Here is a 13298-nt window from a genome sequence, read left to right on the forward strand (position 1 = left end):
GGCGTGCGGCCTCGATTTGAACGCCGGGAATCGGCCGCGACGGCCTGCTTCCCGGCGGCTTTAGCCGATCAGACTTCGCCGAGGCAAGCGCCGCGATCCGACCTGCATGGAAAGTGGGGGCGGGCTTCCGTAGCGCAACTGCTTGCGCGGCAAAGTAGTTCCGCGCAAAATGCGCGCGCGACCGGCCAAGGGAGGGAGGATCCCGGCAGGGTTGCGCGACGGTTTGTGTCACACAAGCGTTGTCAATTTGACCTATTGGCGATGGCAACGACCCGAGTGGTCTTCTCCGCTTGGATGGTCGTCGTCAGGTCCATAATTTGTCCAACGGGAGAGGTCCTCATGAAAATTTCACGTCGTTCCATGCTGAAGGGGTCGGCCGCCGCGTCGACCGTTCTTGCGGTGCCTGCCATTTTGAAGGCCGGTGACGCGCTGGCCTCCTCGGGTCAGGTCAATGTTTTCGCCTGGGGCGATTACATCCAGCAGAACATGATCGACAAGTTCGAGGGCGATACCGGCATCAAGGTCAACCTGTCGACCTACGGCTCGAACGACGAGGCCGAGCAGAAGCTGCGCGCCGCCGGCGGCAAGGGCTTCGATGTGATCTTCCCGTCGATCACCAACGGCAACAACTACTATCCCGACGGCCTTCTGGCGCCGATCGACGAGAGCAAGGTCAAGCTCGACGCTCTGATCCCCTCGATGCTGCGCGACAGCATCCAGCTCGGCGGCACCTATCGCGGCAAGCGCATGCTGCTGCCGTTCAACTGGGGCACCGAGGCGATCACGCTCGACAGCACCGTCTTCAACGCCGACGCTGTTTCCTTCGGCGACATGTGGACCCCGGAAGCGGTCGGCAAGGCCTCCTTCCGCCAGAAGTCGGCCCTGATGGGTGTCGGCCTCTATCTGGAAGCGATCGGCAAGTTCAATTCCAACCGCATGACCGACGTCTACAAGTCGGAAGAGGATGCGCGGCGCGCGTTCGATGCCTGCACCCAGTTCATCATCGAGCACAAGTCCAACATTGCCGCCTTCTGGAACAACGCCACCGAGGCGATCAACGCGTTCAAGCAGGCCGGCGCTCAGATCGGTCAGACCTGGGACACCACCGGCCTTCTCCTCAATCGCGAGGACGCCAAGTGGAAGTACCGCATGCCCAAGGAGGGCGGCATCACCTGGATGGACTCCGTCGGCATGCCGTCGGGCGCTGAGAACGTCGAGCAGGGCTATACCTTCCTCAACGCGATGCTCGACCCGAAGATGGCCGGCCTGATGTGCGCCAACACTGGCTACAACTCGGCCGTGGCCGGCGCCGCCGACTATGCTGGCGACACCTACAAGCAGCAGTTCGCCGACACCTACAACGCGGAGAACCTGGCGAACCTGTGGTGGTGGCCGGCCGACCAGCCGTGGGTCGCGCCGATGCGCCAGGAATACGTCGACAAGATCACCAACGCCTGAGGCGTCTGACAGATCGCGCGGATCGCGGCCCCGTGCCGCGGTCCGCGAGGCTTTTGCGGGATCTCCCGCCAAAACGACAAAGAGGGGCAGATGCACGGACAGGACGTCGTTCTCGACGGGGTATCGATGCGGTTCGGCGATTTCGTCGCGGTGCAACCAACGGACCTCACGGTAAATGCCGGGGAGTTCTTCTCCATTCTCGGTCCCTCGGGCTGCGGCAAGACCACGATCCTGCGCATGGTCTCGGGGTTCCTTGATCCGAGTTCGGGCGATATCCGCATCGGAACCAGCAGCATGACGGGCATCCGCCCGAATGCGCGACCGACGGCGCTGATCTTCCAGAACCTGGCTCTCTTTCCGCTGATGAGCGTCTGGGAGAACGTGGCCTTCGGGCTCGAGGCGCGCGGTGTCTCGAAGAAGAAGCGCCGCGAGCGCGCCGAGGAGCTCCTGGCCATGGTGGCGCTCGACGGGCAGGGCGAGAAACGTCCCTCCGAGCTTTCCGGCGGCCAGCGCCAGCGCGTCGCCATCGCGCGCGCGCTCGCCGTCGAGCCGTCGGTTCTGCTTCTCGACGAGCCGCTGTCGGCGCTCGACCTCAAGCTTCGCCAGCACATGCGCGCCGAGCTCAAGGAGCTGCAGCGCAAGACCGGCGTCACCTTCATCTACATCACCCATGACCAGGGCGAGGCGCTGACCATGTCCGACCGCGTCGCGGTGATGAACCGCGGCGTGATCGAGCAGGTCGCCTCCGCCGACGAGATCTACAACAACCCGCGGACCTCCTTCGTCGCCGGTTTCGTCGGCGAGCAGAATGTCTTCGCCGGCAAGGTCACATCGACCGTCAACGGTCACGTGGAGGTTGAGACGCGCCACGGCCCGATCCGCGGCCTCAACCGCCACGATCTGGCGGTCGGTGACGCGGCGCTTGCCATGGTCCGCCCGGAGCGCATCCGCCTCGGCGAGGCGGCGGCCGAGAACGACGTCAACCGGATGTCCGCCCTCCTGCAGCGGCGCGACCTCGAGGGCCCGCTGGTCAACCTGCATCTGGAAGCCGCGGGTGAGCCGGTCCAGGTGAGCCTGCACAACACCGGCGATGCCATGCTCGGTGCCGCGCGCGAGCAGACACTGGTCTTCGCCGCCGGCGACACGCTGGTGATGCGCCCCGACGCGACAACGGGCGGGGGCGCCTGAAGCCATGGGATCTCTGGTCAAGAGCTACGGAAAGGGACTGACGGGCCTCTTCGTGCTGCTGACGGTGGGCTGGATCCTGATCCTGATCGTCCTGCCGCAGGTGCGCATGATCGAGCGTGCCTTCACCTACAGCGATCGCGGCGGCGAGGCGGCGACGCTCTCCGTCGATATCGACAACGCCTATGTGCGCGTCTTCCAGATTGACGAGAGCCTGCGCGACCTGCGCGCTCAGCTCGACCGCGCCCGGGCCTCGGACAGTGGCGGGCCGGCCAGCCCGCCCGCCGACGGCGCGCTTCCGCTTGTGCCGTCACCATCGCTTGTACCGTCGCCGTCGCTGGTTCCCAGTCCGTCCCCGTCGACGCCCAGTCCCTCAACGCCCAGTCCCTCAACGCCCAGTCCCTCAACGCCAAGCCCGTCACTGCCTGGCCTGACGCCGAGCCCGAGCCTTGCGCCGAGCCCCTTTGCCCGCTCCTCCACGCCGAGCCTGTCGCCATCCGAGCTGGAGACGCGCATCCAGGCGCTGGAGACCGAGAAGGCCGGCCTGCAGGAGAAGATCGCCGTTCTCGAGAAGGAGGAGGCCAACAATTCCTCCGCCGTCGGCGTCAACGAGAGCTATTCGGCGAAAAACTTCACCGACATGAGCGAGCTGCACTTCAAGATCTTCGTCTCGACGCTCTTCTATGCGCTCTGCGTCACGGTGCTGTCCTTCGTCGTGTGCTACCCGGTTGCCTATGCGGTGGCGACGACCGACAATCCGCGCAAGGTCGCGCTGATGATGCTTGGCCTCATCATCCCCTATGCGATCAATGAGCTGCTGCGCATTTTCTCCTGGGTCATGATCCTGGAAAAGCAGGGTATTCTCAATGGTTTGCTCGACCTGCTCGGGCTGATCGACATGAGTGCTGGCGAGGGGCTGCGCTTCGTTGCCTCCAACGGCGCGGTCTTCACCGTGATGGTCTATGCCTATGTGCTGTTCATGGTGTTTCCGATCTACAACACCATCGAGACGCTCGACCGCAACCAGATCGAGGCGGCGAAGGATCTCGGAAGTTCCATGTGGCGCATTCACTGGCGCGTGGTGCTGCCGCACGCCAAGCCGGGCATCGCCGTCGGCGCGATCATGACCTTCATGCTGTCGGCCGGGTCCATCGCGGCGCCAGAGATCGTCGGGCGCGGCCTGCACCCGGACTGGTTCTCGCAGGTCATCTACCGTCGTTTCTTCGAGGCGGACGCCTGGAACGAAGGCGCGGCCTATTCGCTGGCGCTGCTTGTCGCCTGCCTTCTCTTCATTCTGATCAACATGGCCGTCTTCCGCGTCGGCATCAGGGATATCGCCAAATGAGCGCGGCCAACACAGACATCGCGCCGACGGCCCACGCCCCGGCCCGCAAGAAGACCCGCGACTGGTCGGACGCGATCCTCGCCGGCTATCTCGTCGTCTTCTTTGCCTACATGTTCCTGCCGCTTCTTTTCATGGTGGCGGCAGCCTTCAACGCCAATCCGACCCCGTCGGTCACCGACTGGCAGGGCTTCTCGCTGAAGTGGTTCCGCGAACTGCCGCAGGACCAGCGCTTCATCGACGGGTTGCTGCACTCCCTGCAGATCGCCTTCGGCGTCATCGTCATCGCGATACCGCTGGGCCTTGCCGGCGCGCTCATTCTGACGCGGCTGCGCTCCGGCGCCTCGACGCTGCTCTACACCGTGCTGGTCTCGCCGATCCTGACGCCCGGCATCGTGCTGGGCGCGACGACGATGATCTTCTGGCGCGATGTCTTCGGCGTGGAGGCGGGGCTGCTGACGGCTTCTATCGCGCAGGCTGCCTTCATCGCCTCCTACTGCATGCTGATGTTCATGGCGCGCCTGCAGCGTCAGGACCGGGTGCTGGAGGAGGCGGCGCTTGACCTTGGCGCATCGTCGATCTTCGTCTTCCGGCGCATCACGCTGCCTTTCCTCATGCCGACGGTGCTGACGGCTGCGGTGATCTCGTTCCTCCAGTCGATCGAGAACTACAACACCACCTTCTTCGCCATCGGTTCGAGCTGGACGCTGGTGACCGAGATCGGCGCGCGCATGCGGTTCGGTCTGTCGCCCGTGGTCAATGTTATCGGCGTCATCTTCGTGCTGATCACCATTGTCGCCGCCACGGCCTGGGTTCTTTCGCAGCGCAGCGACAAGTCCGGTTGACGGACGCTGGAAAGGCTTGTCACCTTGGCCGCAATGCCGAGGGGCGGAGTCGCATTCCCGAAGGCGCGCACGAACGAAAACAAGTTACGCGAGGACGCACCCATGGCCGGGACGGAAGTGCCCTGCATCTTCGACACCACGCTTCCCTATCTGCGCGAGGATGCCTTCGCGCTCTTCGTCGACCGCATGGCCGCGTGGTGGCCGAACGAATACACCTTCTCCCATGATCCCGATTGCCACCTGTCCATCGAGCCGATGGTCGGCGGGGCGTGTACCGAGCTTGCGCCTGGCAGGCCGCGCATCGTCTGGGGCACGGTGCTGTCGATCGAGCGGCCGCTCTACATTCGCCTCGCCTGGCAGATCGGCCCGAACCGGGAGGTCATTGCCGACCCGGCTGCCTCGAGCCGCGTCATGGTCGAGTTCCGCACCGCCGCTGACGGCACGCGCGTCGAGCTGACCCACACCGACTTCCTGCGCCACGGCGATGGAGCTGATGCCTACCGCGAGGCGATGTCGGCGCCGGAGGGATGGCCGCTCTGCCTCGCCCGGCTGGCCGAGGCCGCGCGCGCGCGCAAATAAGGGGCTGAACGGCGGATGAAGCTTGCCCTGCGCTGCCTGCCGGAGCTTCTGGGTCATGTGCCCGAGCCTGTGCCTGCCCGCGCCAGTCTTCCCGACTGGCTGCGCGCGCTTCCCTCCATGGTGGTCAGCGAGACGCTTGGCGGGGTGGAGGTGCGCGGCATGAAGCAGTGTCCGCCACTCGTCGATGCGCTTTCGCTTGGCGTGATGTTCCGCCTTGCCGCCGATGTCGAGGTCGCCGACGGGACGCTGTCCTGGGACTGGGATCCGCCGCTCGATGCGGCGGCGACCGAGACACGCTCGCCCGTTGGCGCGCATGTGCCCGAGCAGGCAAACGGTGCTCCCTTCGGCCTCGAGCCCGGGCAGTTCATCGTCAAGTTCACCAACTTTTGGACAGTGGAGGCGCCCGATGGCGTGTCGCTGTTGTTCACCCATCCGCTCAACCGCGAGGATCTGCCGTTCCGCACGCTCGCCGGCCTCGTCGACTGCGACCGGTTTCGCGACGGCTATGTGCATTTCCCCGCGCTCTGGACGGACCCGGGCTTTTCCGGGCGGCTTGCCGCCGGGACGCCCGTTGCCCAGGCCTTTCCCATCCGCCGCGAGGCGCTGGAACTGTCGGTGGCGGCGATGACGGATGCGGAGCGCGCGCGTCATCGTGCCGTGCAGGAGGGGCTGCAGTCGTCTCCCGGACTTTATCGCAAGGAGTTCCGCGCCGGGCCGGTCAGGCCCGGCGGCTCAGCCGAGAAGGGAGGAGGCCGATAGCGGCATCCGTCCGCGGCGTCCCTGCGTCATCGCCTTGAGCAGTCGCGGACGCTCGCCCGCGTGGGCGCGAAACAGCGCCGCAAGCGCCGCCTGGCCACCTTGCGCATCGACAAGCAGCAGCGCCTCCGCCTTGCCGATCTCCGCTTCGAGATCCCACTCGACGAGAGCCGCGCGTCGCGAGAAGGCGTCGATGGCTCCCGGCCCGTCGCCGCGCCGCAGCCGCAGCCGCGCGAGGTTCAGCCAGGCATCCGCATCCTGCGCGCGCACCGCGCAATAGGCATCGAAGCCAGCTTCCGCCCGGTCCATTTCGCCAAGGTCCATGTGGCAGGCGGCCAGCTCGAAGCGGGCGTTGTGATGATCGCAAGCAAGGGCGAGGGCGCGTGAGAGCGCCTTTTCGGCCTCCCGGTCGCGCCCGAGGCGGCGCAGGACGAGGCCGAGGTTGTAAGCAAGGGAGGCGTTGGCGGGATCCGCCTTCGACAGCACGATCAGTGCCTTGTGCGCCACTGGCCAATCACCGGCGGAAAGCGCGCCGGGGAGCCTGGTGGCAGCCTGCCTCGGTGTCATCGCGCCCGTGTCTCCCGTTGCCGCGTCGATCCCGCCACCGTTGTTAGCATCACCGCCTCTGACGATGAAGACGAATATTGCGAGAATCGCTTAGGTTTCGGTGTCTTGGGGCTGTCATCCGGGCCATGATATGAAGCACGCTTCACTCCACCCCCTGCCGGATTCGGACATCGCGCGGAGCGCGGTTCATCCGCCGGCACATGCGAGGCCACGCGCATGAGCGACAACTCCACATCCCGGCCGCGGTCCGGCGGCGGGCGGCTGCGCCATCCCTTTCGCGAGCGTCTCGAAGCGCAGCGCTGGGTGCTGATCGCGGCGGTGCTGCTGGCGGCGCTGGTGCTGCGCGGGGGCGTTGCGACGCCCGCGCAGGTTGCCATCGGCCTTGCCGTTCTGGCCGCAGCCGCCTTGCTTGCGCCGCAGCGCCGGCCGCTTGCCGCCCGGCGCCTGCGCCAGGCGCGTGCCGCGTTGCCGTGGCCGGACGCGGGCATGAAGCGCATCGCCGATGCACTCCACAACCCCTGTTTCATCGTCGATGCGCGTGGCATCACCCGCTATGTCAACCGCGCCGCGAGCGAACGTTTCGGCAATCCCCACCCCGGCGATCCGGTGTCCTTCCGCCTGCGCTCACCCGGCCTGATCGAGGCGCTCGACCGGGTCATCGCCAGCGGCGAGGCGCAGCGGATCGAGTGGAGCGAGAAGGTGCCGACGGAGCAGTGGCTGGAAGCCTATGTGTCGCCCGTGGCGCCGCTTGCAGCGGACGCCTCCGGCGGGCAGGACGAACCGGAAGGCCGCCGGCTGATCCTGGTGACGGTGCGCGATCTCACCGAACAGCGCCGACTGGAGCGGATGCGCGCCGACTTCGTCGCCAACGCGAGCCATGAATTGCGCACGCCGCTGGCTTCGCTCACCGGCTTCGCCGAGACGCTCCTCGGCCCGGCCCGCGACGATGCCGTCGCCCGCGAGCGTTTTCTCAACATCATGCTCCAGCAAGGCGACCGGATGCGCCGGCTCATCGACGATCTGCTGTCACTGTCGCGGATCGAGATGAAGGCGCATGTCCAGCCGGAAACCGTGATCGACCTCGCGCCTCTGGTCCGCCAGACGGGGGACACGCTGAAGCCGGTGGCCGACGACCTCGGCGTGGACCTGTCGCTGGAGTTCCCGGCGACACCCTGCCTGGTGCGCGGTGACCGCGATGAACTGATCGAGGTCATCGAGAACCTGACGGAAAACGGCATCAAGTACGGGGCGACCGGCGGTCGGGTCGAGATCGCGCTTTTCGCCCAGGGCGGGGAGGGGGAGGACGGCCCCGCACGCGCTCCCCGGCAGTGGTGCATCAGCGTGCGCGACCATGGGCCAGGCATCGCGCCGGAGCATCTGCCGAGGCTGACAGAGCGCTTCTACCGCGCCGACGTCGCGACGAGCCGCGAGATGAAGGGCACCGGCCTCGGTCTGGCCATCGTGAAACACATCCTTACCCGTCACAAGGCGCGCCTCGATATCGAGAGCAAGCTCGGGGAGGGGGCGCGGTTTACTGTCAAAATACCGGCTGCGGAAACGCACCCGGCGATTGGCTCAAACAAATAATGCATATAACTCATATGCTTATACTGTCATAAAACGGATACGAAAGCTTCATAGAAGGATCACGGCGCGGGACTAGGGTCCCCCTGCCCTTGACGGAATAAGTTCGCAAGGGGACGCACGAAATCCTGAACATCCAGGGAGAAGTCAGGTGAAAATCAAAGCCCTTCTCAGCGCGACGGCGCTCGCTGTTGCCGCGACCTCCTTCGCCGGCGCTGCCCATGCCCGCGACCAGATCCAGATTGCCGGCTCCTCGACGGTGCTTCCCTACGCCTCGATCGTTGCCGAAGCCTTTGGCGAGAACACCGATTTCCCGACCCCGGTCGTCGAGTCGGGCGGTTCCTCTGCCGGTCTTAAGAAGTTCTGCGCCGGCGTCGGCGAGAACACCATCGACATCGCCAATGCGTCGCGCCCCATCCGCGACAAGGAGATCAAGGCCTGCGCCGAGGCCGGCGTGACGGACATCATCGAAGTCCGCATCGGCTATGACGGCATCGTCTTCGCTTCCGACATCAAGGGTAACTCCTTCAAGTTCACCCCGGCCGACTGGTACAAGGCGCTCGCCGCCGAGATCCTCGTCGACGGCAAGCTCGTCAAGAACGAGCTGACCTCTTGGAAGCAGGTCAACGACCAGCTCCCCGATCAGCAGATCCAGGCCTATGTTCCCGGCACCAAGCACGGCACCCGTGAAGTGTTCGAGGAGAAGGTCATCCTGCAGGGCTGCGAAGACAGCGGCGCGCTGAAGGCGATGATCGACGCCGGCACCGACAAGAAGGCCGCCGAGAAGGCCTGCATGTCGCTGCGCACGGACGGCCGCTCGGTCGACATCGACGGCGACTACACCGAGACGCTCGCCCGTATCGATGCCAACAAGGACGGCATCGGCGTGTTCGGTCTCTCGTTCTACGAGAACAACACCGACAAGCTGCAGGTCGCGACCATGGCCGGCGTCACGCCGTCCACCGAGACGATCGCGTCCGGCGAATACCCGGTTTCCCGCCCGCTGTTCTTCTACGTCAAGAAGGCGCACATCGGCGTGATCCCGGGCCTCAAGGAGTACGCCCAGTTCTTCGTCTCCGACGAGATTGCCGGCCCCTCCGGTCCGCTCGCACAGTATGGCCTGGTCTCCGATCCGGAGCTGGCCAAGGTCCAGGAAGCGGTTGCCAGCGAAACCGTCCTGACCCACTAAGCCGACTAGAAACGAAGGGGCGGCCTGGCCGCCCCTTCCCCTTTTCCCATGTCGGATGGAACCTCATGTCATTGCCAGTGATCCTGCTCGTGCTGCTTGCGCTTGCCGCCGCGGGCTTTTTCCTCGGGCGTGCCCGCGCGCTCGCATCGGTTGGCGGTGACGGTCGCCTGCTGCATTCCCTGCCCAATTATTACGGCTGGAATGTCGCGCTCGTCACGCTGCTCCCGGCGCTTCTTGCCCTTGCTGTGTGGCTGGCCGTCCAGCCCGCGGTTGTCGAAAGCCGTGTTTCCTCCATGATCTCGACGCAAGCCGCCGAGGAGAGTTCGCTCGATCTGGTGATGAGCGACGTTCGCCGCATCGCCCACGGCCTCGATCTTGCCGTGGAAGCTGGCGTCATGACGGCGGAGAAGGCTGATTCCATCCGCACCGAATTCACCGATGTGCGTGATAGGCTGGGTGACGTTGGCGTCGCCCTCGGCTCCGACGTCACATCCGAGACACTGCACGCGGCACAGCGCTACCGCGAGCTTGATCGCGTCGGCCTGATGGCCCGCACGTTCGCCATTCTGGCGCTGGCGCTTGCCGGCTTCGCCTATGGCTACCTGCGCTCTAGCAAGGACTTTCGCGCCCGCAACAGCGTCGAGAAAGTGATCCTGGCGCTGCTGATCATCTCTGCCTCGATCGCGATCCTGACAACGCTCGGCATCGTGCTGTCGCTGATCTTCAACACGGTCGAGTTCTTCCGCCTCTATCCGGCGAGCGAGTTCTTCTTCGGCACGACCTGGAGCCCGAGCTTCGGCGGCGGTTCCGAACTTGGCATCGTTCCGCTGATCTGGGCGACGCTCTACATCTCCTTCATCGCACTGGCGGTGGCGGTTCCCGTCGGCCTTTTCGCCGCTGTCTACCTTTCGGAATACGCCCCTCCGGTCGTGCGCGCTGCGGCCAAGCCGATGCTCGAGGTTCTCGCCGGCATTCCGACCATCGTCTACGGCCTGTTCGCACTGCTCACCATCGGGCCGCTGCTCGTCAGCGCCTTCGGCTCCGGCGGCGTGCTCGGTGTCGACTGGATGGCCGGCGGCACGGCGGTCATGACCGCCGGCCTCGTCATGGGCATCATGCTGATCCCCTTCGTCAGCTCGCTCTCCGACGACATCATCAACGCGGTGCCGCAGGCCATGCGCGACGGCTCGCTCGGCCTCGGCGCCACCCATTCGGAGACGGTGAAGCAGGTGATCCTGCCGGCCGCGCTTCCGGGCATCGTCGGCGCCATCCTGTTGGCCGCCTCGCGTGCCATCGGCGAGACCATGATCGTTGTGCTCGGCGCCGGCGCCGCCGCCAAGCTCAGCCTCAATCCCTTCGAGGCCATGACAACCGTGACGGCCAAGATCGTCAGCCAGCTCACCGGTGACGCGGACTTCGCCTCGCCGGAGGCGCTCGTCGCCTTTGCGCTTGGCATGACGCTCTTCGTCATCACGCTCTGCCTCAACATCTTCGCCCTCTACATCGTGCGGAAATACCGGGAACAGTACGAATGACCGACGCGACCGTGACCAAATCGCCGGCGTCGGATACGACACCGGCCCGCCGCAAGACCTCGCTGCTCGAGGTCGATGCCCTGACCCGCAAGCGCAATGCCGCCGAGACGCGCTTCCGTCTCTATGGCATCGCCGCAATCCTGATCGGCCTGCTTTTTCTGGTCGCCTTGCTCTGGGCGATCTTCTCCAACGGGCTCAGCGCCTTCAGCCAGACCTTCTTCAGCGTGCCCGTGGCCCTGGAGAAGACGGCGGTGGAGCAGGCCGAGAAGTCGATCGTCAAGACGTCCAAGTACAATCTGATGATTGAGGCCGGGCTTGAGGCCCAGCTCAAGTCCGCCGGTATCTCGACCGACATGAAGGGCCGCGACCTGCGGCTGATGCTCTCCTCCGGCGCTGCCGCCCAGGTGCGCAACTTCGTGCTGGCCAACCCGGACCGGATCGGCGAGACGGTGACCTTCGACCTGTTGGCGTCCTCGCGCGTCGACGGCTACCTGAAGGGCCGCGTCTCGCGGGAGGCGCTCGTCAACGACAAGAACCTCGACGCCAGCCACCTGGACATGATCGATGTTCTGAAAAAGGCCGGCATCGTCCAGAAACGCTTCAACACCGCCTTCATCCTGGGCTCGGACGCCTCCGACTCGCGTCCCGAGGAGGCCGGCATCGGCGTTGCGATGATCGGCTCCCTCTACATGATGCTGGTGGTGCTGGTCCTGTCGCTGCCGATCGGCGTCGCCGCCTCCATCTATCTGGAGGAATTCGCCCCCAAGAACCGGTTCACGGATCTGATCGAGGTGAACATCTCCAACCTGGCGGCCGTGCCTTCGATCGTCTTCGGTATCCTGGGTCTGGCGGCGTTCATCCAGTTCGCGCATCTGCCCCAGTCTGCTCCGCTCGTCGGCGGCCTGGTGCTGACGCTGATGACGCTGCCGACGATCATCATCTCGACCCGCGCCTCTCTCAAGTCGGTGCCGCCGTCGATCCGCGACGCGGCTCTGGGGGTTGGCGCCTCGAAGATGCAGTCCGTGTTCCACCACGTTCTGCCGCTCGCCATGCCGGGCATCCTGACGGGAACGATCATCGGCCTTGCCCAGGCTCTCGGCGAGACCGCGCCGCTGCTCCTCATCGGCATGGTCGGCTTCATCGCCTCCAACTACCCGACGTCGGCCGTCTCCGGTTTCCTGGAGCCGAACTCGGCGATGCCCGCCCAGATCTACGAGTGGGCCAAGCGCGCCGATCCCGCCTTCTACGAGCGGGCATGGGGCGGCATCATCGTTCTGCTCGTTTTCCTCATGACCATGAACATCCTCGCGGTGATCCTGCGCCGCCGCTTCGAGCGCCGCTGGTAAGGACTGACACGCCATGAACCAAATGCCCAAAGCCGAGAAGGTTGCCGCCATGAACAACATGAAGATCCTGGCCAGGAAGGTGCAGGTCTACTATGGCGAGACGCATGCGATCAAAGACGTCGACCTGCAGATCGAGGACAAGACGGTCACCGCCTTCATCGGCCCGTCGGGTTGCGGCAAGTCGACCTTCCTGCGCTGCCTCAACCGCATGAATGACACGATCGACAGCTGCCGCGTCGAAGGCGACATCGAGATCGATGGCGAGGATATCTACGATCCCAAGGTGGATCCGGTGCAGTTGCGCGCCAAGGTCGGCATGGTGTTCCAGAAGCCGAACCCGTTCCCCAAGTCGATCTTCGACAATGTCTCCTACGGACCGCGCATCCACGGTCTTGCCAGCAACAAGTCCGGGCTTGAGGAAATCGTCGCCTCGAGCCTGCAGAAGGCCGGCCTGTGGGAAGAGGTCAAGGACCGTCTCGACGAGCCGGGAACCGGCCTTTCCGGCGGTCAGCAGCAGCGCCTGTGCATTGCCCGCGCCATCGCGGTCAGTCCCGAGGTGATCCTGATGGACGAGCCCTGCTCGGCGCTGGATCCGATCGCGACCGCCAAGGTCGAGGAGCTGATCGACGATCTGCGCGCCAACTACACCATCGTGATTGTGACGCACTCCATGCAGCAGGCCGCGCGCGTCTCCCAGCGCACCGCCTTCTTCCATCTCGGCAATCTTGTCGAGGAGGGAGACACCAAGGAGATCTTCACCAACCCTGCGGACAAGCGGACGCAGGACTACATCACCGGACGCTTCGGCTGACGACAAGGCGGGTTGGTCCGTGCCCATGCATCCTGGAAAGGGTGCGGGCGTGGGCCTGCCCCGGCTTCCCGATCCCGTTACCGCCGTCGGCGGAGGAGATG

The 13298-nt window shown here is 65.3% G+C and carries 12 protein-coding genes; 11 read left to right on the plus strand and 1 reads right to left on the minus strand.

Going from position 1 to position 13298, the window contains the following annotated elements:
* Window positions 1-339: 339 nt before the first annotated feature.
* The 6 genes from ACN0WF_RS09175 (at window position 340) to ACN0WF_RS09200 (ending at window position 6168) form a co-directional block, all read left to right on the plus strand.
* Complete coding sequence (locus tag ACN0WF_RS09175) at window positions 340-1458, plus strand: substrate-binding domain-containing protein (protein WP_417772502.1); 1119 nt, start codon at window positions 340-342, stop codon at window positions 1456-1458.
* Window positions 1459-1548: 90 nt separating this feature from the next.
* Window positions 1549-2646 carry an ABC transporter ATP-binding protein gene (locus ACN0WF_RS09180; RefSeq protein ID WP_417772503.1) on the plus strand — a complete coding sequence of 366 codons (1098 nt, stop codon included), beginning with the start codon at window positions 1549-1551 and terminating at the stop codon, window positions 2644-2646.
* Between the two features lie 4 nt (window positions 2647-2650).
* On the plus strand, window positions 2651-3988 hold the full coding sequence (locus ACN0WF_RS09185; RefSeq protein ID WP_417772504.1) for an ABC transporter permease: 1338 nt from the start codon (window positions 2651-2653) through the stop codon (window positions 3986-3988).
* Entirely contained in the window at window positions 3985-4830 is an 846-nt protein-coding gene (locus ACN0WF_RS09190; RefSeq protein ID WP_417772505.1) for an ABC transporter permease, read from the plus strand. The genes ACN0WF_RS09185 and ACN0WF_RS09190 overlap by 4 nt, the downstream gene beginning before the upstream one ends.
* A gap of 102 nt (window positions 4831-4932) precedes the next feature.
* Complete coding sequence (locus tag ACN0WF_RS09195; protein ID WP_417772506.1) at window positions 4933-5409, plus strand: SRPBCC family protein; 477 nt, start codon at window positions 4933-4935, stop codon at window positions 5407-5409.
* A 15-nt stretch (window positions 5410-5424) separates the two neighbouring features.
* Window positions 5425-6168: a hypothetical protein gene (locus ACN0WF_RS09200; protein ID WP_417772507.1), complete on the plus strand. Its 744-nt coding sequence runs from the start codon at window positions 5425-5427 to the stop codon at window positions 6166-6168.
* On the opposite strand, the gene ACN0WF_RS09205 is transcribed toward ACN0WF_RS09200, so the two are convergent.
* Window positions 6142-6732 carry a tetratricopeptide repeat protein gene (locus tag ACN0WF_RS09205; RefSeq protein ID WP_417772508.1) on the minus strand — a complete coding sequence of 197 codons (591 nt, stop codon included), beginning with the start codon at window positions 6730-6732 and terminating at the stop codon, window positions 6142-6144. The two genes, ACN0WF_RS09200 and ACN0WF_RS09205, sit on opposite strands and share 27 nt — an antisense overlap.
* A gap of 216 nt (window positions 6733-6948) precedes the next feature.
* On the opposite strand from ACN0WF_RS09205, the gene ACN0WF_RS09210 reads away from it, so the two are divergent.
* From ACN0WF_RS09210 to pstB, 5 genes are all read left to right on the plus strand, one after another.
* Entirely contained in the window at window positions 6949-8319 is a 1371-nt protein-coding gene (locus tag ACN0WF_RS09210; protein ID WP_417772509.1) for an ATP-binding protein, read from the plus strand.
* Window positions 8320-8473: 154 nt separating this feature from the next.
* A complete protein-coding gene (locus ACN0WF_RS09215; protein ID WP_417772566.1) occupies window positions 8474-9505 on the plus strand; it encodes a substrate-binding domain-containing protein in 1032 nt (343 codons plus the stop codon).
* Window positions 9506-9570: 65 nt separating this feature from the next.
* Window positions 9571-11040 carry a phosphate ABC transporter permease subunit PstC gene (gene pstC, locus ACN0WF_RS09220; protein ID WP_417772510.1) on the plus strand — a complete coding sequence of 490 codons (1470 nt, stop codon included), beginning with the start codon at window positions 9571-9573 and terminating at the stop codon, window positions 11038-11040.
* The gene (gene pstA / locus ACN0WF_RS09225) at window positions 11037-12386 is read left to right on the plus strand and encodes a phosphate ABC transporter permease PstA (protein ID WP_417772511.1); all 1350 of its coding nucleotides are present in this window, start codon (window positions 11037-11039) and stop codon (window positions 12384-12386) included. Before pstC ends, pstA begins: the two co-directional genes overlap by 4 nt.
* A gap of 13 nt (window positions 12387-12399) precedes the next feature.
* Window positions 12400-13197 (plus strand): phosphate ABC transporter ATP-binding protein PstB, encoded by a 798-nt coding sequence (pstB, locus tag ACN0WF_RS09230; RefSeq protein ID WP_417772512.1) that lies wholly within the window; start codon window positions 12400-12402, stop codon window positions 13195-13197.
* Window positions 13198-13298: the final 101 nt, after the last annotated feature.

It is taken from the genome of Stappia sp., assembly GCF_048268045.1.
Classification (GTDB): domain Bacteria; phylum Pseudomonadota; class Alphaproteobacteria; order Rhizobiales; family Stappiaceae; genus Stappia.

Bases quoted from the DNA above. Each gene is read 5' to 3' on its own strand.
- pstC (WP_417772510.1), top strand. From the start codon at position 9,571: ATGTCATTGCCAGTGATCCTGCTCGTGCTGCTTGCGCTTGCCGCCGCG.
- pstA (WP_417772511.1), top strand. From the start codon at position 11,037: ATGACCGACGCGACCGTGACCAAATCGCCGGCGTCGGATACGACACCG.
- ACN0WF_RS09185 (WP_417772504.1), top strand. From the start codon at position 2,651: ATGGGATCTCTGGTCAAGAGCTACGGAAAGGGACTGACGGGCCTCTTC.
- pstB (WP_417772512.1), top strand. From the start codon at position 12,400: ATGAACCAAATGCCCAAAGCCGAGAAGGTTGCCGCCATGAACAACATG.
- ACN0WF_RS09200 (WP_417772507.1), top strand. From the start codon at position 5,425: ATGAAGCTTGCCCTGCGCTGCCTGCCGGAGCTTCTGGGTCATGTGCCC.
- ACN0WF_RS09195 (WP_417772506.1), top strand. From the start codon at position 4,933: ATGGCCGGGACGGAAGTGCCCTGCATCTTCGACACCACGCTTCCCTAT.
- ACN0WF_RS09175 (WP_417772502.1), top strand. From the start codon at position 340: ATGAAAATTTCACGTCGTTCCATGCTGAAGGGGTCGGCCGCCGCGTCG.
- ACN0WF_RS09180 (WP_417772503.1), top strand. From the start codon at position 1,549: ATGCACGGACAGGACGTCGTTCTCGACGGGGTATCGATGCGGTTCGGC.
- ACN0WF_RS09190 (WP_417772505.1), top strand. From the start codon at position 3,985: ATGAGCGCGGCCAACACAGACATCGCGCCGACGGCCCACGCCCCGGCC.
- ACN0WF_RS09205 (WP_417772508.1), bottom strand. From the start codon at position 6,732: ATGACACCGAGGCAGGCTGCCACCAGGCTCCCCGGCGCGCTTTCCGCC.
- ACN0WF_RS09210 (WP_417772509.1), top strand. From the start codon at position 6,949: ATGAGCGACAACTCCACATCCCGGCCGCGGTCCGGCGGCGGGCGGCTG.